This window comes from Oceanicaulis alexandrii DSM 11625, assembly GCF_000420265.1.
GTDB lineage: Bacteria > Pseudomonadota > Alphaproteobacteria > Caulobacterales > Maricaulaceae > Oceanicaulis > Oceanicaulis alexandrii.
In genome coordinates, this window is sequence record NZ_ATUP01000001.1 from 40,065 (window position 1) to 61,312 (window position 21,248).

Here is a 21,248-nt window from a genome sequence, read left to right on the forward strand (position 1 = left end):
TCGACCCGAGGCAGCAAGATTGTGTCGTTCTGAGTTCAGTGTCAAAACTTTGATTCCTGAAATTGTCACAAAGCGATTCAGCAACATGCCGACCGATACAAAAGCACAAGGCCCTTTGCGTGGCGTTAAAGTCCTGGAATTTGTCGGATTAGGGCCTGCGCCCTTTTGCGCCATGCTCCTCAGCGACCTGGGCGCAGAGGTCATCCGGATTGACCGCCCGCATGCTGGCGGCGGCGGTCCGGCTGAGATCCTGGCGCGCGGTCGGCGATCGGCGGCGTTTAATCTCAAAAGTCCCGACGCGGTCAAAGCCTGTCTGAAGCTGATCAAAAACGCCGACATCATCCTCGAAGGCTATCGCCCGGGTGTGATGGAGCGCCTGGGGCTGGGACCGGAAGAGGCGTTGAAAGCCAATCCGGCGCTGGTCTATGGACGCATGACGGGGTGGGGGCAGCACGGCCCGCTCGCCCATGCCGCGGGTCATGACCTCAATTATATCGCTCTGACCGGCGCGCTCGACGCCATTGGCCCCAAAGACAAACCGGTTCCTCCCGTCAATGTGGTTGGCGATTTCGGCGGCGGTTCGATGTATCTCGCCGTCGGGGTTCTGTCGGCCTTGCATCATGCGCGAGCAACGGGCGAAGGGCAGGTTGTCGATGCGGCGATCGTGGATGGCGCTGCGCATTTGATGGGCGCGGTGCATCAGCTGGACGCCATGGGATTATGGAACCAGCCACGCGGCGAAAACCTGCTCGATGGCGGCGCACCGTTTTATGATGTGTATCCCTGTGCGGACGGCGCTTTTGTCTCGATCGGCGCGCTGGAGGCGGAATTCTTCCAGCTGTTGATCGACAAGCTGGACCTGTCAGACCATCCCGCCATGCAGGCGCAATATGACGCCAAGACCTGGCCAGCCATGCGGCAAGTGTTTGAAGAGACGTTCAAAGCCGAGCCGCAATCACACTGGACGGCGCTTCTGGACGGCACGGATTGCTGTTTCGCTCCGGTTCTCGATACCGGGCACGCGACAGAGCATCCGCATATGAAAGCCAGAGGCGTGTTTGTCGAGGTCGAGGGTGTGCGGCAGGCCGCGCCTGCGCCGCGCTTCTCTCGTACGCCCGGCGCCATTCAAGGCGCTGCGCCCAAGCCCGGCGAGCATACCGAAGACATCCTGCGCGACTGGGGTTTTTCCGACGCCGAGATCGGCACGCTGAAAAACGCCGGGGGTTTAGGCTGACACAGCGCTGCAATAGGCGCTAAACAGACGCAAATCGCGGGCGTACGGCCTTCGGTGTCTTTATGCTCGAACAGGTTTGAACGCTGGGCGCCATGCCGCTGGTCAAAATCAAATCCCTGATCCGCCGCGCCTGGGACATCCCGGCGATCAAGATCACTATTCGCGCCGTGGACCGCATGATGGCCCGCGAAGTGATGCTGTTTGCGGGCGGCGCGGGGTTTTTCGGTCTTCTGGCGCTTGTGCCTGCCGTCCTGGTGGCGGCGTCCATATATGGCTTGTGGTTTTCAGCTGATGACGCCGTCAATCAGGTCGCGCGACTTGAAGTGACTGACGTTTTGCCGCCGTCGGCCAACACCTTCCTGACCACTCAGCTGTCTGAACTCGCCGGAACGTCGAACGCGTCGCTGACCTTGCAAGGCGCCGTGGCTTTGTTCATCGCCTGGTTCGCCGCAGCGCGCGGGGCCAAGGCCATGATCGCAGGCCTCAATCAAATCGCGCGGCGGGGCGATCTGCGCAATATCCTCCATTTCAACCTGTTGGCCATGGGAGCTGTGATCGCCGGCGGGGCCTTGCTGGTCCTGGCCAATCTGGCGATCCTGACCATCCCTAACATGATCCGTCCCGCCTTGCGCCTGCTGGGCAGCGAAGCAGCAGATTTCGGCGCCAGCCTGATCAATGAATGGTCGATCTCCTATCTCGCCATGCTGGCGGCTCTGACGCTGCTCTATCGCTTCGTGATGCAGCGCGCCGGAGAGACCAGCTGGCCCGCTTCGCTGATCGGAGCCGGCGCCGGCGCGACCTTGTGGTTGATCGCGTCCAAAGGCTTCACGCTGTATGTGGCGACCATCGTCAATCCCAGCACCTATGGACCGCTAGGCACGCTGATCGTGTTTCTGTTATGGGTCTACTGGTCAGCCTACGCCGTGTTTTTCGGCGGGGCGCTCGCCGTCGAGATTGATCGTCACAGAGGTGAAGCCCACCCTGATCAAAAACCGGCGCCGGAGGAAAAGCACTAGCCTCAAGAGCGATATGGGCTATAACGCGAACCCAAATTAAACGATCGTTGAAAAACTCAGGGAAGGAGACCGCGCGGTGGCGGACAAAGTCTACCCAGATGCAAAAACGGCCCTCGACGGGCTGACTTTTGACGGCATGACCGTGATGGCGGGCGGCTTCGGGCTGTGTGGCATTCCGGAAAACCTCATTCTGGCGCTGCGCGACAGCAACGCCCAGGACCTGACGGTGATCTCCAATAATGCGGGCGTTGATGATTTCGGCCTGGGTCTGCTGCTGCACACCCGCCAGATCAAGAAGATGGTCTCCTCCTATGTGGGTGAGAACAAGACGTTCGAGAAACAGTATCTGAACGGCGAGCTGGAGCTGGAGTTCAATCCCCAGGGCACGCTGGCCGAGCGCATCCGCGCAGGCGGCGCCGGCATTCCGGGCTTTTACACCAAGACCGGCGTCGGCACGCTGGTCGCGGAAGGCAAGGAGCACAAGGATTTTGACGGCGAGACCTACATCATGGAAACCGGCCTTGTGGCCGACATCTCCATCGTGAAGGCCTGGAAAGCGGACAAGGCGGGCAATCTCGTCTTCCGCAAAACCGCCCGCAACTTCAACCCGATGATGGCGACCGCCGGCAAGGTGACGATCGCCGAGGTCGAGAAAATCGTCGAGAACGGCGAGCTTGACGCCGACCACATCCACACGCCGGGCATTTTCGTTCAGCGCCTTGTTCAAGGCTCGTTCGAAAAGCGCATCGAGCAACGCACCGTGCGCGCGTAAGCAGGAGGATCTCACACATGGCTTGGACGAGAGAACAACTGGCTGAACGCGCCGCCAAAGAGCTGCAGGACGGGTTTTACGTCAATCTGGGCATTGGCATTCCGACCCTGGTCGCGAACTTCATCCCTGACGGTATGGACGTCACCTTACAATCTGAGAACGGCATGCTGGGCATGGGCCCGTTCCCGACTGAAGACGAGGTGGACGCCGACCTGATCAACGCCGGCAAGCAGACCATCACCGAGCTCGACAAGACCAGCTATTTCAGCTCGGCGGACAGCTTTGGCATGATCCGCGGCGGACATATCAACCTGTCCATTCTGGGCGCGATGGAAGTGGCCGAGAATGGCGATATCGCCAACTGGATGATCCCGGGCAAAATGGTCAAGGGCATGGGCGGCGCGATGGATCTGGTCGCCGGCGTGCAGCGCGTCGTGGTGATCATGGACCACACCAACAAGGCGGGCGAAAGCAAGCTCTTGAAGGAATGCTCCCTACCGCTGACTGGTCAGGGCTGCGTCGATCGCGTCATCACCACGCTGGGTGTGTTTGATGTGGTCGAGGACGGCCTGAAGCTCGTGGAGCTGGCCGACGGCGTGACCCTTGATGAGATCGCCGAGAAGACTGAAGCCAAATACACGGTGGCTGAGGGTCTGGCGGCTTAAGCCGCGTCAGTGGCGCTGAAGTAAAAAACCCCGGGGCGGATGCTCCGGGGTTTTTCATTATCTTTCGGACGCCAGCCTCAGCACACTGGCACATTGACCGCGAGACCACCTGTGGAGGTCTCCTTGTATTTGTCGTTCATGTCCGCGGCGGTCTGGGCCATGGTCTCGATCACCTGGTCAAGCGACACCTTGTAATCCGCATCCTCGCTCATCAACGCCAGACGGGCGGCGTTGATCGCCTTGATCGCGCCAATGGCGTTGCGCTCGATGCAAGGGATCTGAACGAGCCCGCCCACAGGATCACAGGTCAGCCCCAGATTATGCTCCATGGCGATCTCGGCGGCATTCTCGATCTGGCGGTTCGTGCCGCCCAGCGCCGCGGCGAGCCCGCCGGCGGCCATGGAGCAGGCGACGCCAACTTCACCCTGGCAGCCCGCTTCCGCGCCCGAAATGGACGCGTTTTGCTTATAGAGCGCGCCAATGGCGGCTGAGGTCAGGAAGAAGCGCGCAATGGCGTCAGGATCATTCGAGCGGCGATGGTGGCGGTCGTAATAGCGCAGCACAGCCGGGATGATGCCCGCCGCGCCATTGGTCGGCGCGGTGACGACCTTGCCGCCGGCGGCGTTTTCTTCATTCACCGCCATGGCCCACAGATTGACCCATTCCATCGAGGCGAGGGGGTCGGTCTCCGCCCGCGCCGCTTCCGCCATCAGCTTGTCGCGCATTAGGGGCGCGCGGCGTTTGACGTTCAGCCCGCCGGGCAATTCCCCGCGCTGGCGCACGCCGCGTTCGATGCAGTCTTCCATGGTTTGGGTGACGCTGGTGATCCAGCCACGGACTTCGCTTTCCTCGCGGAAAGCGGTTTCGTTGGCCATCATCAGCTCAGGGATGGTCAGGCCTTCGCGGTCGCAGATTTCCAGCAGTTCATCACAGGAGTTAAACGGATAGGGTTCGCCCTTCAGCGCTTCCGCGGCGGAATTACGCCCCGCTTCCGTCTCATCAATCACGAAGCCGCCGCCGATCGAGTACCAGATTTCCTCGCGCAAAGCGTCGCCAGATGCGTCAAAGGCGATGAATTTCATGGCGTTGGAGTGAAACGGCAGACGCTTGGATCCGTTAAAAATCAGATCAGCATCCCAGTTGAAATCGATCTCATGCGTATCGAGCAGTTTCAGCGTCTTTTCAGCCTTGATGCGGTCGATACGCGAGGGCAGAGCGTCAGGATCCGCACCTTCGGGCGTCACGCCTTCCAGCCCCCACAGGATCGCCTTGTCCGTCGCGTGGCCGGAGCCCGTCAGCGCCAGCGAGCCATAGGCTTCCGCCTGCACGCGTTTGACGCTCGACAAGCCATGCTCTTCATCCACGCGCTCTAGAAAGAGGCGCGCCGCCTTCATCGGCCCCACAGTGTGAGAGCTCGACGGGCCGACGCCGATCTTGAACAGGTCGAAAACGCCAAAATGCATTGTTTAATCCAGGCCCTGACCGCGATCAGGCGTAAAGGCGTTGAAACAGATCAGGGTCTGGGTGTCTTTCACCCCGTCAATGGTCTGCACCGACTTGTTCACGAAGCGGCCAATATCCGCGCCGTCATCGACAGCGAACTGGGCGAGCAGATCAAATTCGCCAGACACCGAATGCACCTGACGGGTCTCGCTGACCGTATCGACAATGGCGGACGCCACGTCATAGGTGCGGCCCAGCTCGCATTTGATGAAGATGTAAAAGCTGCGCATGAAAGACTCCCGAGGCGGAATTAAAGCTGTGTGCGAACGGTCCAGAGTTCAGGGAACAGGCGCAGGTCGAGCGCCTTGACGAGATAGCTGACGCCGCCGGACCCGCCGGTGCCGCGCCGGAAGCCGATGATGCGCTCGACGGTCTTCATATGGTTGAAGCGCCATTGCTGGAATTTCTGTTCCAGATCGACGAGCTTTTCGGCGAATTCGTAGAGTTCCCACCATTTCGCGGTGTCGAGGTAAACCTCTCGCCACATCGCTTCGACCTGGGCGTTCGGCTCATACGCTTTCGACCAGTCACGCTCGATCACGTCCTCGGGCAGCGCTGCGCCCTGACGGGCGGCGAGCTTCAGCGTTTCATCGTAAAGCGACGGCGCATTGAGCGCAGCGGTGACGGCGGCGTGCGCTTCAGGCTCGTTGGCGAACACGCGGGCCAGCGCCGCATTCTTGTTGCCCAAGCGGTATTCGAGGATGCGATACTGATGGCTCTGAAAGCCCGAGCTTTGGCCCAGCGCGTCGCGAAACTTCAGGTAATCGGCCGGCGTCATGGTGGAAAGCACTGACCAGGACTGGGTCAGTTGCTCCTGGATGCGGGCGATGCGCGCCAGCATCTTCATCGCTGGCCGGACTTCATCGTTCTGCAGATGGGAGAGGGCGCCGTTGAGCTCATGCAGGCACAGTTTGAGCCAGAGCTCAGACGCCTGATGGATGATGATGAACATCATCTCGTCATGCTCATCGGTCAGCGGCGTCTGCGCGCTGAGCACCTTATCCAGACCCAGATACCGGCCATAGGACAGACCCGCGTCTGGATCCCAATGGATATCCTCGCCCTGAAGGTCGACAGATGTCTTGAACTGATCGCTCATACCGGTTCCGTTCGCCGCCACATCGCCCCGCATGTAGACAGGCTGAGCCAGCCGGGCAAGCCAAGAGGGCTCATCTTCGCCACAGCCGCAAACTGCTGCGCGGTCAGTCCGCTCGCCCGGTACGGCTGTCTAGATCAGGCTAAAGCGCAGGGGCGGCAGATCCGTAATGGAGGCCTCGATCTGATCGCCTCTTTCAACAGGCCCCACACCGGCGGGCGTGCCGGTATAGATGAGATCGCCCGGCTCCAGGCGAAACAGGCTCGACAGATGTGAGATCACTTCGGCGCTGGACCAGATCATGTGCGCCAGATCGCCCGATTGCCGGGTTTCACCGTTTACGCTGAGCGTTATAGGACCTTCAGACGGAGAATGCCCCGGACGGATCAGGCCGATGGGCGCGGACTGGTCAAAGCCTTTCGACGCATCCCAGGGACGTCCCTGCTTCTTGGCGGCGGCCTGAAGGTCTCGACGTGTCAGGTCCACGCCGACCGCCGCGCCATAAACCATCATCTTCGCGCGTTCCGGGCTCAGATCCGCGCCGCCGGCTCCAAGCGCCAGCACAAGCTCCACCTCATGATGAAGGTCTTCAGTCGCGGGCGGGTAGGCGACTTCGCTGCGGCTGGTCACCGCATCGCGGGGTTTGGAGAAAAAGAAGGGCGCTTCACGATCAGGATCAGCGCCCATTTCACGTGCGTGATCTGCGTAGTTTCGACCGACGCAGTAAATCCGCCGGACAGGAAACTGACCGCCGCCTTCCACCGGAATAAGTGTTTCAACCGGCGGGTTGATGACATAAGCGGTCATGGGCGTGATCTTTCTTGCTGACTCAGCTCGAAACTAGCGAGCCTGCCGCGGACCGCAAGCTCAGGCTTACGCTTCAGATGTGTCCGATTTCGTCGGAATCGGAGCCTTGGAGAGTTGGCCCAACAGATCAATCGGCATGGGGAAGACGATGGTTTGCGTGCCTTCGCTGCTAATTTCAGTCAGCGTGCCCAGATAGCGAAGCTGCAAGGCGCCTTCCTGGGATGACAGCACTTGTGCGGCTTCTGCGAGCTTGATCGAGGCTTGCTGTTCGCCCTCTGCTGAAATGATCTTGGCGCGCCGTTCGCGCTCAGCCTCGGCCTGCCGCGCGATCGCCCGGATCATGGAGGAGTCCAGATCCACATGCTTGATCTCGACATTGGCGACCTTGATGCCCCAGGCTTCGGTCTGGTCATCGAGGATTTGCTGGATGTCAGAGTTGAGCTTGTCGCGCTCGGCCAGCATTTCATCAAGCTCGTGCTTGCCCAGCACAGAGCGCAGCGTGGTCTGGGCGAGCTGGCTGGTGGCCATGCGAAAATCCTCGACCTGGTTGATCGCCTTGGCCGGATCAATGATGCGATAATAAAGCACCGCATTCACCTTCACCGAGACATTGTCCTGGCTGATCACATCCTGGCTGGGCACGTCTTCAGCCACGGTCCGGATATCCACGCGCACCATTTGCTGGATGAAGGGGATCAGGATGATCAGCCCCGGCCCGGAGGTTCCGGTATAGCGGCCAAGCGTGTAGATCACCGCCCGCTCGTATTCGCGCAGGATTTTCAGCGCTGAGGAAATCACACCGAAGGCGACAAACGCCAAGGCGACCCATACGCCGAGATTCACGCCGAGTTCAGCCATGTTCAATACTCCGTCTTGCGCCATTTGAGCGGCGGGTTCGATTGCTTGCTGAGGCTTCATCCGTTCGCCTTCACATAAAGGGTCAATCCGACCAGCTTGGTGACCACAATCGCGTCACCTGGATTCAGCGCCGTCTTAGCCACCGCTTTCCAGCGCTCGCCCTGAACCTGCACAAAGCCGGACTGTCCCGACCATTCAAGCACATGCCCCTGAGCACCAATGAGGCTTTTGCCGCCCGTGGTGACTTTGCGGGCCTGAGCGGCGAGACCATAACTCAGCATCGCAAACATCGTCCCGCCAAGGACGACAGCCATGACGGCGATCAGACGCCAATCAATGCGGAAGGCAGGGGCGTCTGTCTCGATCAGCATCAAGGCGCCCAAAACGAACGCGGCCAGCCCACCCAGCGCCAATAGACCTGAAGACGCGAAAAACGCTTCCGCAACCAAAAGGGCGAGCCCCAGCACCACCAGGGCAGCGCCAGCATAGTTCACGGGCAGGGTGTTCAGCGCGTAAAATCCGACGATCAGACAGATCACGCCGGCAATCGCCGTGACAGGCTCAAGCCCGTTATAGAAAGACACCAGAAGGCCGACAAAACCCAGGTTTACGAGCAAGAACGCGATATTGGGGTCTGTGATCACCGACAGGATGTCTTCCGCAGCGGTCTTTTCGATCCGGGTGATCTGCGCCTGAGTCACGGATAAGACGCGTTCATCTCCGGACCCTAACTGCACGGACTGACCGTCCGCCTGCGCAAGCAGGTCTGACAGGTTATCTGCCCGGATTTCAATAACGCCTAGCGTCAGAGCCTCATCCGCCGTCGCGCTTATGCCATCGCGCACCGCACGTTCCGCCCAGTCCGCATTGCGATCGCGCAGTTCGGCCAGTGACCGGACATACGCCACGGCGTCATTGACGGCCTTGTTGCGCAAGGCTTGCGCGTTTCCAGTCGCGTTTTGCGGTGTTGAGCCGGACTCTTCCCCTGCGCCTTCCGCAGCGCGTTCAAACGCGGGATCGGTGCCTTCGGGGGCCGGGGCCGGATCACCGCCCGGCAAACCGCCCAGTTGAACAGGCGTCGCCGCCCCCAGGGAGGTGCCGGGCGCCATGCCGGCGAGATGGCTGGCGTAGAGGATATAGACGCCTGCGCTGGTCGCCCGCGCGCCGGAAGGGTGAACGAAGACAATGACCGGCGTCTCACTGGACAGAATGGCGCGATTGATGTCGCGCATGGAAGTATCCAGACCGCCCGGAGTGTCCATTTCCACAATCAGGGCCTGTGCGTTTTCCTGACTCGCGAGTGTTATGGCGCGCTGGATATAGGCGGACGTCGCCGGACCAATCGGTCCGATGATCTCGGCGCTCATCACACGCGCCTGATCCACTTCTGCCTGACGCGCCAAGCTGTCTGCGCCCCAGATCAGCGCCCCTAACATAATCAGGGACAGCGCCAGCGCGCGAAGTCCAAACCGGGCAGGGCGGCGCATCATCAGGTCCTTCTTTGCGTCTTCAAGTGGATAGAGCCTAACCCAGTCAGAGCGCCGCATGAAGGAAAACCAGAACCAGAAGCAAGACTTTCATTGCAGGCTTTCGTCTTGCGCGAACTGTCTGAATGCGCCATCGCACTGCGTATGACCCGACCTTCTCCCCTTTATGACGCTGTGGTTCTGGGCGGCGGCGCCGCCGGGCTGTTCTACGCCGGGCAGGCTGGCGCTCTGGGACTGTCCGTTCTGGTGCTCGATCACTCGCAAAAGCCGGCTGAAAAGATCCGCATTTCAGGCGGCGGGCGCTGCAATTTCACCAATCTGGGAACCCGAGCGGCCAACTTTCTGTCGGCCAATCCTCATTTCGCCAAATCGGCTTTGGCCCGGTATACGCCGACCGATTTCCTGGCGCTGATGGAGCGCCATGGCCTCAGTTGGCACGAGAAAACGCTTGGTCAGCTGTTCTGCGATCAGAAATCGGGCGCGATCATCACAATGCTGCTCGATGAAATGCGCAATGTAGGCGCGGTCCTGAAGCTCGGTGTCGAGATCTCGGAGGTCGTCAAGAGTGATGATCTGTTTGAGCTGACCACGTCAAACGGCCCCGTACAGGCTCGCCGGCTGGTGGTCGCCACGGGCGGGCTGTCCATCCCCAAGATCGGTGCGACCGGCTTCGCCTATGATCTGGCGCGTCAGTTCGGACATGAACTCATCACGCCTGAACCCGCGCTTGTGCCGCTGACATTTGAAGGCGAGGCCAAAGCCGAATTCGCCAGCCTGGCCGGGGTTTCCACCCCGGTTGTCGCCAGCGCTGGCGACGGTGCGTTTCAAGAAGGGATGCTGTTCACCCACCGCGGATTATCAGGCCCTGCGATCTTGCAGGTGTCGTCCTACTGGCGTCCGGGTGAGGAGATCGAGATCGATCTGTTCGCGGGCGGGAAGGGCGCGGAACGCCTGAAAGCCCTGAAAAAAGACATGCCCATGAAATCCCTGGGCAAGGCGCTCGAAGCAATCTTGCCCAAGCGTCTGGTCGAGCATCTGGACCAAAGCGGTCAATTGCCGGACTGGTCACGTCTGGCTGATGTCTCCCATGCCGACCTTGAAGCGCTGTCTGACGCCCTGTCGCACTGGCGTTTGAAACCGGCCGGCACCGAAGGGTATCGCACCGCTGAAGTCACGCTCGGCGGCGTTGATACGGCGGGCCTGTCATCGAAGACGATGGAAAGCCGTCAATGTCCGGGGCTCTATTTCATCGGCGAATGCGTGGATGTGACGGGCTGGCTGGGCGGCTATAATTTTCAATGGGCCTGGGCCAGCGCCTATGCAGCGGCGCAAGCCAGCTTTGAAAGCCAGTTCTAAGGCGCATTGAGTCCGCCCGTCTCTGCGTTCAGACCACAGCGCCGAACAAGGACCCGATCCCGGCGGTCAACGCCATCGCCAGCGCGCCCCAGAATGTGACACGGACAGCGGCCTTGGTGACATTGGCGCCGCCCACGCGTGCGCCGACTCCGCCCAAAAGCGCCAGAAAGACCAGTGATGCGGCAGACACGCCCGCCGCTAACCACTGGGACGGCATCAGAAAAACCATCAACAGGGGCAAAGCTGCGCCAACGGCAAAAGTCGCAGCCGAAGTGAAAGCCGCCTGGATGGGGCGGGCCGTACTGATTTCAGAGATTCCCAGCTCGTCGCGCGCATGGGCGCCCAGAGCGTCTTTCGCCATCAGCTGGTCAGCGACCTTGCGCGCCAGATCAGGATCGAGCCCACGCTTCATATAGATTTCGGCCAGTTCCTCGCGTTCAAATTCGGGTTGCGTCGACAATTCTTCGCGCTCACGCGCGAGGTCGGCGTTTTCCGTATCTGACTGAGAGCTGACGGAGACATATTCACCCGCCGCCATGGACATGGCGCCTGCGACCAGTCCTGCGACACCGGCGATCACTACATCTGAGGTCGCCGCAGACGCTGCGCTGACCCCGACGATCAGGCTGGCGGTCGAGACGATACCGTCATTGGCGCCCAGAACCGCCGCACGCAGCCAGCCCACACGAGAGACAAGGTGATGTTCGGCATGAGTATGCAGGCGGGACACGGCTCGTCCTCATTGGCTGATCAACCGCAACAGAATCGGAGATTGTCTCGATCAAGAGGGCCTCGCAACCCGCAGAAGCGATGGTGAGACAAAAGGTCCTGAACGGGAAAATGTGGCGGAGGGGGAGGGATTCGAACCCCCGGAACCTCGCGGCTCAACGGTTTTCAAGACCGCCGCAATCGACCACTCTGCCACCCCTCCGTCACACAGTTTCTAGCCTGCGACGGGGTCTGGACACAAGCTGGCGCAGGAGCGCCGTGCAGTAAATCATGCAGCAAATGCTGCGGCGCCCCATAAAAAGTTTTAATCGCAGCCATCAAAGCAATCATTTTGACGAATTTGAGGCAGACCCTGTATTTCCTGTAATATAAAACGCACAAATCTGTCAGAGATGCAGCATGCACTATGGTGTCAGCTATTTTTTGGGCCGTCTCAACACGCCCATAGTGCGCAATCGATCATCTGGACTTGATTTTGCGTGTCATTCTTTACATAGGGAGACTTCAATATGACGCTGTTTAACAAAGGGGTTCTGCTCGCCTCTAGCGCTTTCATTGCGCTGAGCGTTTCGGCGTGCGCCAGCTTCCCCGGCACGCGAATCCAGTCTGAGGTGAATGAACCGGCTCCCGAGAGCATGCAGGCTCGTGACTATCCGCACGCCTCCATGGGCCATGGCGTTCAACAGCCGCGTCCCAACTCCGCCTGGTGGCCGGAACAACTGGACCTGACGCAATTGCGACAGAACGAGACCACCCGCTCCAATCCGCTCGGCGAGGATTTTGACTACGCCGCTGCCTTCCAGTCTCTGGACCTTGACGCCGTCAAGTCGGATCTACGCGAGCTGATGACCACGTCCCAGGACTGGTGGCCGGCTGACTGGGGGCATTACGGCCCGTTCTTCATCCGCATGGCCTGGCACAGCGCGGGCACCTATCGCACCTTTGACGGGCGCGGCGGCGCCGGTGGCGGCCAACAGCGCTTTGAGCCGCTCAACAGCTGGCCAGACAACGCAAACCTGGATCGGGCGCGACGCCTGCTCTGGCCGGTCAAGCAGAAGTATGGCGAGAACATTTCCTGGGCGGATCTGATGATCCTGGCGGGCACCGTCGCCATGGAAGACATGGGATTTGACACGCTTGGCTTCGCAGGCGGCCGTGAAGACGACTGGCAGGCCGAGCTTGTCTATTGGGGCGCCGAACAAGAATGGCTTGGCAACGAAGAACGCTACTCGGAGGAAGGTCAGCTCGAGCGTCCGCTCGCCGCCTCCATGATGGGTCTGATCTATGTGAATCCTGAAGGCCCGAATGGCGTTCCCGACCCGCAACTGGCCGCTGACGCCATCCGCGACACTTTCGGGCGCATGGCGATGAATGACGAGGAAACCGCGGCGCTGATCGCAGGCGGCCACACCTTCGGCAAGGCGCACGGCGCTCACAGCCCTGAGGAATGCACGGGACCGGAGCCGGCCGCCAATGGCGTCGAAGCCCAGGGCCTGGGCTGGGACAATTCATGCGGAACCGGCAATGGCGCAGACACGGTGACCTCGGGCCTGGAAGGCGCCTGGAGTGCCGCCCCCACCATGTGGACCATGCAGTATCTGGAAAACCTTTATAACTTTGAATGGGTTCAGAGCCGCAGTCCGGCCGGCGCCATTCAGTGGGTTCCGGCGAATGCGGAAGAGGCGATGATCGTTCCGGACGCCCATAATCCGGACGAATTTGAAACCCCGATCATGTTCACGACCGACCTCGCGTTGAAAGTCGATCCGGCGTATCGCGAGATCACCACGCGCTTTCTGGAGAACCCGGAAGAGTTTGAAGACGCCTTTGCGCGCGCCTGGTTCAAACTCACTCATCGGGATATGGGGCCGAGCGCCCGCTATCTGGGCGCAGATGTCCCGGATGTGGAACTGCTCTGGCAGGACCCGGTGCCGAGCGTGGATCACGCCTTGGTCAGTGCAGGCGATATCGCCGCGCTCAAGGACGCCATTCTGGACACAGATCTGACCAATGCCGAGCTGGTCCGCACCGCCTGGGCGGCGGCGTCCTCCTATCGCGACACCGACATGCGTGGCGGCGCGAATGGCGCGCGTCTGCGTCTGGACCCGCAACGCAATTGGGCGGTCAACAATCCCGAAGAGATCGAGCGTGTCTTGTCCGTGCTTGAAAGCGTGCAATCCGACTTCAATGACGCCCAGGCCGATGATGTCCGCGTCTCACTCGCAGACCTGATCGTGCTGGGCGGCGCTGCGGGTATTGAACGCGCGGCTTCACAGGCCGGTCATGACATTACGGTTCCGTTTGAACCAGGCCGCACCGATGCGTCCCAGGCCCAGACGGATGCCGACGCGTTCAGCTATCTCGAACCTCGGGCCGACGCGTTCCGCAATTACTATGATCCCGCGAACCGCCGGTCGCCGTCAGAACTGATGGTCGACCGGGCGGATACGCTGTCCCTGACCGTGCCGGAAATGACGGTGCTTCTGGGCGGCCTGCGCGCTCTGGACGCCAATACCGGCGGTGCGGAGCATGGGGTGCTGACCGACCAGCCAGGCGTGCTCAGCAATGACTTCTTCGTCAACCTGCTGGACATGAACACCGTCTGGAACGCCACAGATGCGGAATATGTTTTTGAAGGCCGTGACCGTCAGAGCGGCGATCTGAAATGGACCGCCACCGAAGCGGATCTTGTCTACGGCTCCAACGCAGAACTTCGCGCTGTCGTGGAAGTGTATGCGTTTGACGGTGCGGAAGAGCGCTTCATGAGCGACTTTGTAGACGCCTGGGTGAAAGTCATGCAGCTGGATCGGTTCGATCTCGCCAACGGCTAGTCACGCATCTGCATCTGAACACGGCGAGGGCTGCGATCTGTGATCGCGGCCCTTGCTGCATTCAGGCCTCGTGTGTTGCGCACTTTCGCCACACTGACCATGAATTAGACTGGTGTCAGCATTCAGGGTCAGCTCATGCACGCACATCTCCGTACACGGACCTTTCAATGTATTTGGCTTGTCAGCGCTTTGGCGCTATCGGCATGTTCAGGCCAGCCTGCGCCACAAACGCGGCCGGACTTCGCGCCAGCGCCCGTCGCACAACACGCGCCGTCCTCACTCCCTGACGCCAATCAGGCCCTTGCTCCGCAAAGCGTGCAGACTGGCGTCGCCAGCTGGTACGGCCCGGGCTTTGAAGGCCGACAGACCGCCAATGGCGAGGTGTTCGACTCCTCGCTTCTGACCGCCGCCCATAGGACCATGCGCCTGCCCAGTCGCGCCCGCGTGACACGGCTGGACACCGGCAAGAGCATTATCGTGCGAGTCAATGATCGCGGTCCCTATATCGACGGTCGCCTGATCGACCTCAGCCATGCCGCCGCTCAGGCCTTGGGCTTTGAAGATGACGGGCTGGCTGAAGTGCGCGTGGAAGGGCTCGGCCCCGCCGATCCCGAGGATCGCGAAGCGCCGCCCGTCTTCTTTGACCCGGACTTCGGGCCGCCAGGCACCCACAATCCGGTAAACACCCAAAATCTGGGTGATACGCTTCAGCCTGGTTCCGATGAAGGCTAGGGTGTCGTCACTCGCTCACCGATTCCGCTGCAACCGCCAACCCGGGACTCCACTCATGCGTCGACTGCTTTGCCTGTTCGCCCTGATCACCCTGAGCCTGACGCCCGCAACAGCGCTGGCCCAGAGCGCGTTCGACACTCGCGCCTCACATGCGGTGATCCTGGATCATGAGACCGGGGACATGCTGTTCTCCAAGAATGGCGACACGCCCATGCCGCCCGCCAGCATGTCCAAGCTGATGACCGCCTTGATGGTGTTTGAAGCCCTCGAAGACGGACGCCTGACGCTGGAGACGACCCTGCCAGTGAGCGAAAACGCCTGGCGCCGGGGCGGGGCGGCGTCCGGCTCATCCACCATGTTTCTGGAAGTGAACTCACGCGCAGCGGTGGGCGATCTGATCCGCGGCATCATCGTCCAGTCCGGCAATGACGCCTGCATCGTGGTCGCAGAGGCGCTTGGCGGCACCGAAGAGAATTTCGCCCAGATGATGACCGAACGCGCGCACGAGCTGGGGCTCGATAGCGCCAGCTTCGCCAACGCGACGGGCTGGCCAGATCCCGAGCACAGAATTTCCGCGCTCGACCTGGCCCGACTGGCCCGCCACATCATCACCCAATACCCGCAATACTATGACATCTATGCGGAAAGTGAGTTCACCTATAACGGTATCCGTCAATTCAACCGCAACCCGTTGCTCGGCGTGTTTGAAGGCGCTGATGGCCTGAAAACCGGCCACACAGAAGAATCCGGTTATGGGCTGGTCGCCTCGGCGGAGCGCGATGGCCAACGCCGGATCGTGGTGTTCAACGGTATGGACTCCAATCGTGACCGCGCCGACGAGTCCGAGCGCCTGATGCGCGCCGCTTTCTCTGAATTCTCGACCATAGACCTGGTGGCTGCAGGCGAGGTTCTGGGCCGCGCCGACATCTATCTCGGGCTGGAACCGTCCGTCGAGCTGCGTGCCTCAGAGGCATTGTCCTTTGGCCTGCACCGTCGCGATCGTGACGGCGTCACAGCCGAGCTGGTTTATGAGGGGCCGCTGAACGCCCCGGTTCAGGAAGGTGACCTCGTGGGTCATCTTGAAGTGAGTTTGCCTGATGGCCGCGAACTGAGCGTACCGGTCGAAGCGGCTCAGTCCGTGGCCCGCAAAGGAGCGCTTGGGCGAGCAGGCGCAGCCTTCGCGCGCCTCATTCGCGGCGGATAGCCGGCATGACGCAAGGACGCTTCATCACGCTTGAAGGCGGCGAGGGCGCTGGCAAGACCACGCTCGCCAAAGCGCTCGCGGCCGGCCTTCAGGCTCGAGGCTTCGAAACCCTGATCACCCGCGAGCCCGGCGGTACGCCCAATGCGGAGGCGCTGCGCCATTTGCTGGTGGAGGGCGAGACAGGCCGCTGGTCGCCGCTGGCGGAAACCTTGCTGCTCTACGCGGCGCGCGCGGACCATGTGGAACGCCTGATCAAACCGGCCCTGGATTCGGGAAAATGGGTCATCTGCGACCGGTTTTCGGACTCAACACGCGCCTACCAAGGCGCAGCAGGCGGACTCGCCGCTGAGCGCATCGCCCAGATCGACGCCGCCTGTCTTGACGGCTTTGAACCGGATCTGACCTTCATGGTCGATCTCGACCCTGAGCAGGGGCTCGAGCGCACCCGAACGCGCGGCGAAGAGGCGACGCGGTTTGAACGTCAGCCCGGCGCCTTTCACCATGCTCTGCGTCAGGCGTTTCTTGAGATCGCAAACGCCGAACCTGACCGCTGTGTGATCCTGGATGGGTCTCAAAGCCCCGACATCGTCTTTGAGCGCGCGATGATGGTCATTCAGGACCATCTGGAGGTCCCTGCGTGAGTGATGACGAACGGCCTGAAGCGGACCGGGAAGGGGGGCTGCCTCATCCCAGACGGGTTTATGACCTTTTTGGTCAGGACGCGGCTCTGGAAGAGGCGCAAGCTGCGATCGACAGCGGCCGAATGCACCATGCCTGGATGGTTTCTGGCCCCAAAGGCGTGGGCAAGGCCAGCTTCGCCTACCGCTTGGCCCGTCGCCTGTTGGGCGCGCAAGCCCAGGGTGCAGGCGGATTGGCCAGCGCCCCTGACGATCCGGTCTGTCGGCGGCTTGAAGCGCTCTCGCATCCGGACTTCTTGCTGATCCGCCGCCCCTATAATGACAAGACAGGCAAGCTGAAGGGTGAAATTCCGGTCGAGGAAGCGCGGCGTGCGCCGGAGTTCTTCTCCAAAAGCGCGAGCGGGAAGGGTTGGCGGGTCTGCATCGTTGACAGCGCCGATGAGCTAAACACCAACTCCGCCAACGCCTTGCTGAAGACTCTTGAAGAGCCGCCTAAACGCGGCATTCTCATTCTCATCGTCAATACGCCCGGACGGCTGCTACCCACGATACGCTCTCGCTGCCGCCGTTTGATCTTACGCGCGCCCAGCATCGAAGCCACGACGCAATGGCTGATAGAAACCCACGCCATGAACGCCGATGACGCCCAACGGGCTGCGGCGCTGGCCAATGGCGCGCCCGGACGCGCCTTGGCGCTCGCGGAGACAGACGCGCCGTCCATCAAGGCGACAATTGATACCGCGCTTGAAGGCCTGCCGCGGCTGGATCGAGGCGCGATCGCCCAGATCACCGCAGCCGCGAGCCGCAAGGGTGGCGAGCAAATCAAGCCGATCACCCTCGATTTTCTGATCGCGAACGCCCAGAACCGGGCGCGCGCCATGGCGCTTGAGAGCGATGGGGCTGACAAAGCCGGCGCGTGGGTGGATGCAGCCGATCAATTGACCCGTCTGGCGAGAGAAAGCGAAACGCTCTATCTCGACGCCAAACAAACACTCTACGCCGCCTTCGGCCTGATGCAGGATGCGGCCCGGACCCAATAAGGCGCCCAATGCTGATCGACACTCATATTAACGTGCATGGCGAAGCATACGCCGAGGATCTCGATCAGGTTCTGGACGCCGCCCGGGCGGCTGGCGTGTCGCCTATGATCGCGATCTGTTGCCGGCTTCACGAGTTTGAAGAGGTCGCAGCGATCGCCGAAAAACACGACGATGTCTATTGCACCATCGGCGCGCACCCTCACCACGCCAAGGATCGCCCCGACATCACCGCGGACCAGCTCTTGGAGATCGCGCAGCACCCCAAAGTGGTTGCGATCGGCGAGACCGGCCTCGATTTTCACTATAATTACAGCCCGGCCGAGGATCAGTATCCGTCATTGCGCGCCCATATCGAGGCGGCGCGGCGGGCGGATCTGCCGATCATCCTGCACTGCCGGGAGGCGGACACGCAGATGGCGGATTTACTGGAAGAGGAAATGGGGAAGGGGGCGTTTCGTCCGCTGCTTCATTGCTATACCGGCGGGGCCGAGTTGGCGCGACGTGCGTCAGCCCTGGGCGCGTATTTCTCTGCGTCCGGCATCATCACCTTCAAGAAAGCCGAGGATGTCCGCGCCGTGTTTCGCGAGATCGTGCCCGAAGACCGCATCATCATTGAAACTGATTGTCCATATCTGGCTCCCGTTCCTTATCGAGGAAGGCGCAATGAACCGAGCTACTTGCCGCATGTTCTTGAGAAACTGTGCGAGGTAAAGGGCTGGGGCGTGGAGGAGGGCGCGGAGCGCACGACACAAGCCGCCTTGAGACTGTTTGACCGGATTTCGATCTCGTGAGCGACGGGCCCGTTCTGCGCGCCCGCATATTGGGCTGCGGGTCATCCGGCGGCGTGCCGCGCATTGATGGCGACTGGGGTGATTGCGACCCGAAAAACCCCAAAAACCGACGCATGCGCTGCAGCTTGCTGGTTGAGCGCGCCGAAACCCGGAACGCCTTGAAGACGGGCGAAGTCACACGGCTGCTGATCGATACGTCGCCTGATCTGCGCCACCAAATGCTCGAAGCCCGTGTCAGTTCACTGGACGGCGTCGTCTATACGCATACGCATGCGGATCAGGCGCATGGCATTGATGATGTTCGCGCTTTTGTCTATCGACGTGGCGCGCAGCTTGTCGCCATGATGAGTCCTCAGACACGTCGGCTCTTGCGAGCGCGCTTTGACTATATTTTTGAAACTCCGGACGGATCGGGCTATCCGCCCCTGATGCATGACCGGGCGCTTGATCCCGGTGAACTCGCCATCGTGTCAGGACCTGGCGGCGATATCGAGCTCTCACTTTTTGATGTGGTCCATGGCCGCGAACCTTGCAGCGGCGTGCGCATCGGCCCGCTGGCTTACACGCCGGACGTTAACGGGCTGGACGCCAATGCGATGGCGGCGTTAAGCGGCGCCAGCGTTTGGATCGTTGACGCCTTGCGGGAGAAACCCCATCCCAGCCACGCCCATGTCAGCCAGGCGCTCGACTGGCTTGCCCAGATCAAACCAACTCTGGGCATCCTGACCAATCTTCACATCGATCTCGATTACAAAGCGCTTTCACAGCGCCTGCCAAAAGGCGTCAGGCCAGCCTATGACGGCCTGGAAGTCACGCTCTCCTTATCTGAGGGCGGCATCATCGAAGCGTCACGCGCCTAATAACAACATACCAAATTTCTCATAATATATCTTATGCGTCATTTAGACGTTTAGGCAGCCACGGTATTTGCTCGACCTGTTCGCCTCATGAACCATACTCCCCGAACCGCTTTGACTCAGCTGAGACTGATGCGGGTTGAATGCTGGCCAAGCCCGTTTGAAAATCGGGTCACGATTTAGCGCTGGGGTGTCTGCACGCCCTAAACGGTTTGCTGCGAAGACCATAAGGGCGAGACATGACACGTTTGAAGACCATCCTGGCAGTCGCTCTTACGGCGATGCTTTCGCAGCTCACAGCGGATGTGCGCGCGTCAGCGCAGACCTTGTCTCCCCCCATTCTTCCCATGAGCGAGACAGAACAGGCCCTGCCCGCACTTCCGACCATTCTGCCGCTGCGTGACCGGGCCGTGGTTATCGACCGCATTCTGCAAGAGCGGCTGGACACGATCATCCCACAGATCATGCGCGAACAGGGCGTGTCCATGTGGGTGCTTATGGCGCGGGAGTATTTCGAGGAACCCGTCGTAAACAGCATGCTGGACGCACGCAGCATGGCCGCCCGCCGGCGCACCATCCTCATCTTCTTTGATCCCGGTGACGGGCAGCCCGTCGAGCGGTTGACAGTGAGCCGCTATGGGCTCGCCGGCCTCTTCGAGCCGTCCTGGAATCCCGATGAAGAACCCGACCAGTGGCAGGCCGTGGCCGACATCATCGCTGAGCGCGACCCGGCCAACATCGCCATCAACTTTTCCGATCTGACCGCCTTCGGAGACGGCATGACGCTGAGCCAACACCGGGCCATGATCGCCGCCCTGCCCGCCACCTATCAAGACCGGATCATTTCCGGCGAAACGCTGGCCATACGCTGGCTGGAAACTCGCACCCCGTCAGAGGTGGAGATCTATCCCGGCATAGTGCGCATCGCCCACGCCCTGATCGACCGCGCTTTCTCACGCGCGGTGATCACGCCGGGCGAGACCACCGCCGATGACGTGGTCTGGTGGTATCGCGAGGAATTGTCCCGCCTGGGCCTGACGCCCTGGTTCCACCCGTCTGTGGGGATCCAGCGCGAGGGAGCCGAGACGATGCTGCGCGGCGACACCGCGATCATGCCGGGCGATCTGCTCTGGACCGATTTCGGGATCACCTATCTGCGCCTCAGCACCGACACCCAGCACCTGGCTTATGTGCTCAAGCCCGGCGAGACCGAAGCGCCCGAAGGCCTGCAGCAAGGCCTCGCCGCCAGCAACCAGGTGCAGGACATTCTGATGTCGCACTTCCAAACGGGGCTGAGCGGCAATGACGTTCTGGCGCGTGCGCGCGCCGAAGCGATCAGCGAAGGGCTCGACCCTTCGATCTATTCCCACCCGATCGGCACGCACGGTCATGGCGCGGGCCCGGCCATCGGCTTCTGGGACAACCAGGACGCAGATCCGCGCGGCGCCGGACTGATCAATGAGAACACCGCCTGGTCAATCGAGCTGACCTCCTACAGCGCCGTGCCCGAATGGGGTGGCCAGGTAGTGGATTTCCGCACCGAGGAAGACGCCTTCTTCGACGGCCGGGAGGTCCGCTTCCTGGACGGCCGGCAGATGGAACTGACGCTGATCGCCCCGGCGGACTAACCCT

General features: G+C 61.2%; 20 protein-coding genes and 1 tRNA gene. 13 read left to right on the forward strand and 8 right to left on the reverse strand.

The window, feature by feature from the left end; genetic code table 11:
• Nucleotides 1-85: 85 nt before the first annotated feature.
• The 4 genes from G405_RS14565 to G405_RS0100220 all read left to right on the forward strand — a co-directional run bounded on the left by G405_RS14565 (nucleotide 86) and on the right by G405_RS0100220 (nucleotide 3,687).
• Nucleotides 86-1,234: a CaiB/BaiF CoA transferase family protein gene (locus G405_RS14565; protein ID WP_040705053.1), complete on the forward strand. Its 1,149-nt coding sequence runs from the start codon at nucleotides 86-88 to the stop codon at nucleotides 1,232-1,234.
• A gap of 92 nt (nucleotides 1,235-1,326) precedes the next feature.
• Complete coding sequence (locus tag G405_RS0100210) at nucleotides 1,327-2,250, forward strand: YihY/virulence factor BrkB family protein (protein WP_022699477.1); 924 nt, start codon at nucleotides 1,327-1,329, stop codon at nucleotides 2,248-2,250.
• Nucleotides 2,251-2,326: 76 nt separating this feature from the next.
• Entirely contained in the window at nucleotides 2,327-3,022 is a 696-nt protein-coding gene (locus tag G405_RS0100215) for a CoA transferase subunit A (protein ID WP_022699478.1), read from the forward strand.
• Nucleotides 3,023-3,039: 17 nt separating this feature from the next.
• On the forward strand, nucleotides 3,040-3,687 hold the full coding sequence (locus G405_RS0100220) for a CoA transferase subunit B (protein ID WP_022699479.1): 648 nt from the start codon (nucleotides 3,040-3,042) through the stop codon (nucleotides 3,685-3,687).
• Nucleotides 3,688-3,764: 77 nt separating this feature from the next.
• Here the strand turns inward: G405_RS0100220 and G405_RS0100225 are convergent, their stop codons facing one another.
• From G405_RS0100225 to G405_RS0100250, 6 genes are all read right to left on the reverse strand, one after another.
• Entirely contained in the window at nucleotides 3,765-5,150 is a 1,386-nt protein-coding gene (locus tag G405_RS0100225) for an L-serine ammonia-lyase (RefSeq protein ID WP_022699480.1), read from the reverse strand.
• Nucleotides 5,151-5,153: 3 nt separating this feature from the next.
• Nucleotides 5,154-5,420, reverse strand: coding sequence for an Lrp/AsnC ligand binding domain-containing protein (locus G405_RS0100230; protein WP_022699481.1), 267 nt, complete (start codon nucleotides 5,418-5,420; stop codon nucleotides 5,154-5,156).
• A 20-nt stretch (nucleotides 5,421-5,440) separates the two neighbouring features.
• On the reverse strand, nucleotides 5,441-6,289 hold the full coding sequence (gene kynA, locus G405_RS0100235; protein ID WP_028284423.1) for a tryptophan 2,3-dioxygenase: 849 nt from the start codon (nucleotides 6,287-6,289) through the stop codon (nucleotides 5,441-5,443).
• A 129-nt stretch (nucleotides 6,290-6,418) separates the two neighbouring features.
• A complete protein-coding gene (locus G405_RS0100240; RefSeq protein WP_022699483.1) occupies nucleotides 6,419-7,093 on the reverse strand; it encodes a fumarylacetoacetate hydrolase family protein in 675 nt (224 codons plus the stop codon).
• A gap of 66 nt (nucleotides 7,094-7,159) precedes the next feature.
• Nucleotides 7,160-7,951: a slipin family protein gene (locus G405_RS0100245; protein WP_028284424.1), complete on the reverse strand. Its 792-nt coding sequence runs from the start codon at nucleotides 7,949-7,951 to the stop codon at nucleotides 7,160-7,162.
• Between the two features lie 56 nt (nucleotides 7,952-8,007).
• On the reverse strand, nucleotides 8,008-9,441 hold the full coding sequence (locus G405_RS0100250) for an NfeD family protein (RefSeq protein ID WP_022699485.1): 1,434 nt from the start codon (nucleotides 9,439-9,441) through the stop codon (nucleotides 8,008-8,010).
• Between the two features lie 141 nt (nucleotides 9,442-9,582).
• On the opposite strand from G405_RS0100250, the gene G405_RS0100255 reads away from it, so the two are divergent.
• Nucleotides 9,583-10,794 carry a BaiN/RdsA family NAD(P)/FAD-dependent oxidoreductase gene (locus tag G405_RS0100255; RefSeq protein ID WP_156861292.1) on the forward strand — a complete coding sequence of 404 codons (1,212 nt, stop codon included), beginning with the start codon at nucleotides 9,583-9,585 and terminating at the stop codon, nucleotides 10,792-10,794.
• A 28-nt stretch (nucleotides 10,795-10,822) separates the two neighbouring features.
• Here G405_RS0100255 and G405_RS0100260 read toward each other — a convergent pair whose 3' ends face one another.
• Nucleotides 10,823-11,524, reverse strand: coding sequence for a VIT1/CCC1 transporter family protein (locus G405_RS0100260; protein WP_022699487.1), 702 nt, complete (start codon nucleotides 11,522-11,524; stop codon nucleotides 10,823-10,825).
• 113 nt (nucleotides 11,525-11,637) lie between these two features.
• Nucleotides 11,638-11,725: transfer RNA gene (locus G405_RS0100265), tRNA-Ser, on the reverse strand.
• Nucleotides 11,726-12,038: 313 nt separating this feature from the next.
• On the opposite strand from G405_RS0100265, the gene katG reads away from it, so the two are divergent.
• From katG to G405_RS0100305, 8 genes are all read left to right on the forward strand, one after another.
• The gene (gene katG / locus G405_RS0100270) at nucleotides 12,039-14,354 is read left to right on the forward strand and encodes a catalase/peroxidase HPI (RefSeq protein ID WP_028284427.1); all 2,316 of its coding nucleotides are present in this window, start codon (nucleotides 12,039-12,041) and stop codon (nucleotides 14,352-14,354) included.
• 315 nt (nucleotides 14,355-14,669) lie between these two features.
• On the forward strand, nucleotides 14,670-15,086 hold the full coding sequence (locus G405_RS17120) for a septal ring lytic transglycosylase RlpA family protein (protein WP_022699489.1): 417 nt from the start codon (nucleotides 14,670-14,672) through the stop codon (nucleotides 15,084-15,086).
• A 55-nt stretch (nucleotides 15,087-15,141) separates the two neighbouring features.
• The gene (locus G405_RS0100280) at nucleotides 15,142-16,290 is read left to right on the forward strand and encodes a D-alanyl-D-alanine carboxypeptidase family protein (RefSeq protein ID WP_051143324.1); all 1,149 of its coding nucleotides are present in this window, start codon (nucleotides 15,142-15,144) and stop codon (nucleotides 16,288-16,290) included.
• A gap of 5 nt (nucleotides 16,291-16,295) precedes the next feature.
• A complete protein-coding gene (gene tmk, locus G405_RS14575) occupies nucleotides 16,296-16,931 on the forward strand; it encodes a dTMP kinase (RefSeq protein ID WP_022699491.1) in 636 nt (211 codons plus the stop codon).
• Nucleotides 16,928-17,968, forward strand: coding sequence for a DNA polymerase III subunit delta' (locus G405_RS0100290; RefSeq protein WP_022699492.1), 1,041 nt, complete (start codon nucleotides 16,928-16,930; stop codon nucleotides 17,966-17,968). Before tmk ends, G405_RS0100290 begins: the two co-directional genes overlap by 4 nt.
• Nucleotides 17,969-17,976: 8 nt before the next feature.
• Nucleotides 17,977-18,759, forward strand: coding sequence for a TatD family hydrolase (locus tag G405_RS0100295; RefSeq protein WP_022699493.1), 783 nt, complete (start codon nucleotides 17,977-17,979; stop codon nucleotides 18,757-18,759).
• Nucleotides 18,756-19,619, forward strand: coding sequence for an MBL fold metallo-hydrolase (locus tag G405_RS14580; RefSeq protein ID WP_022699494.1), 864 nt, complete (start codon nucleotides 18,756-18,758; stop codon nucleotides 19,617-19,619). The genes G405_RS0100295 and G405_RS14580 overlap by 4 nt, the downstream gene beginning before the upstream one ends.
• A gap of 236 nt (nucleotides 19,620-19,855) precedes the next feature.
• Entirely contained in the window at nucleotides 19,856-21,244 is a 1,389-nt protein-coding gene (locus G405_RS0100305; RefSeq protein ID WP_028284429.1) for a M24 family metallopeptidase, read from the forward strand.
• Nucleotides 21,245-21,248 lie beyond the last annotated feature (4 nt).

Coding starts and splice junctions, on each gene's coding strand:
- G405_RS0100280 (WP_051143324.1), top strand. CDS start 15,142: ATGCGTCGACTGCTTTGCCTGTTCGCCCTGATCACCCTGAGCCTGACG.
- G405_RS0100230 (WP_022699481.1), bottom strand. CDS start 5,420: ATGCGCAGCTTTTACATCTTCATCAAATGCGAGCTGGGCCGCACCTAT.
- G405_RS0100225 (WP_022699480.1), bottom strand. CDS start 5,150: ATGCATTTTGGCGTTTTCGACCTGTTCAAGATCGGCGTCGGCCCGTCG.
- G405_RS14565 (WP_040705053.1), top strand. CDS start 86: ATGCCGACCGATACAAAAGCACAAGGCCCTTTGCGTGGCGTTAAAGTC.
- G405_RS0100305 (WP_028284429.1), top strand. CDS start 19,856: ATGACACGTTTGAAGACCATCCTGGCAGTCGCTCTTACGGCGATGCTT.
- G405_RS0100255 (WP_156861292.1), top strand. CDS start 9,583: ATGACCCGACCTTCTCCCCTTTATGACGCTGTGGTTCTGGGCGGCGGC.
- kynA (WP_028284423.1), bottom strand. CDS start 6,289: ATGAGCGATCAGTTCAAGACATCTGTCGACCTTCAGGGCGAGGATATC.
- G405_RS0100210 (WP_022699477.1), top strand. CDS start 1,327: ATGCCGCTGGTCAAAATCAAATCCCTGATCCGCCGCGCCTGGGACATC.
- G405_RS0100240 (WP_022699483.1), bottom strand. CDS start 7,093: ATGACCGCTTATGTCATCAACCCGCCGGTTGAAACACTTATTCCGGTG.
- G405_RS0100245 (WP_028284424.1), bottom strand. CDS start 7,951: ATGGCTGAACTCGGCGTGAATCTCGGCGTATGGGTCGCCTTGGCGTTT.
- G405_RS0100250 (WP_022699485.1), bottom strand. CDS start 9,441: ATGATGCGCCGCCCTGCCCGGTTTGGACTTCGCGCGCTGGCGCTGTCC.
- tmk (WP_022699491.1), top strand. CDS start 16,296: ATGACGCAAGGACGCTTCATCACGCTTGAAGGCGGCGAGGGCGCTGGC.
- G405_RS0100220 (WP_022699479.1), top strand. CDS start 3,040: ATGGCTTGGACGAGAGAACAACTGGCTGAACGCGCCGCCAAAGAGCTG.
- G405_RS0100295 (WP_022699493.1), top strand. CDS start 17,977: ATGCTGATCGACACTCATATTAACGTGCATGGCGAAGCATACGCCGAG.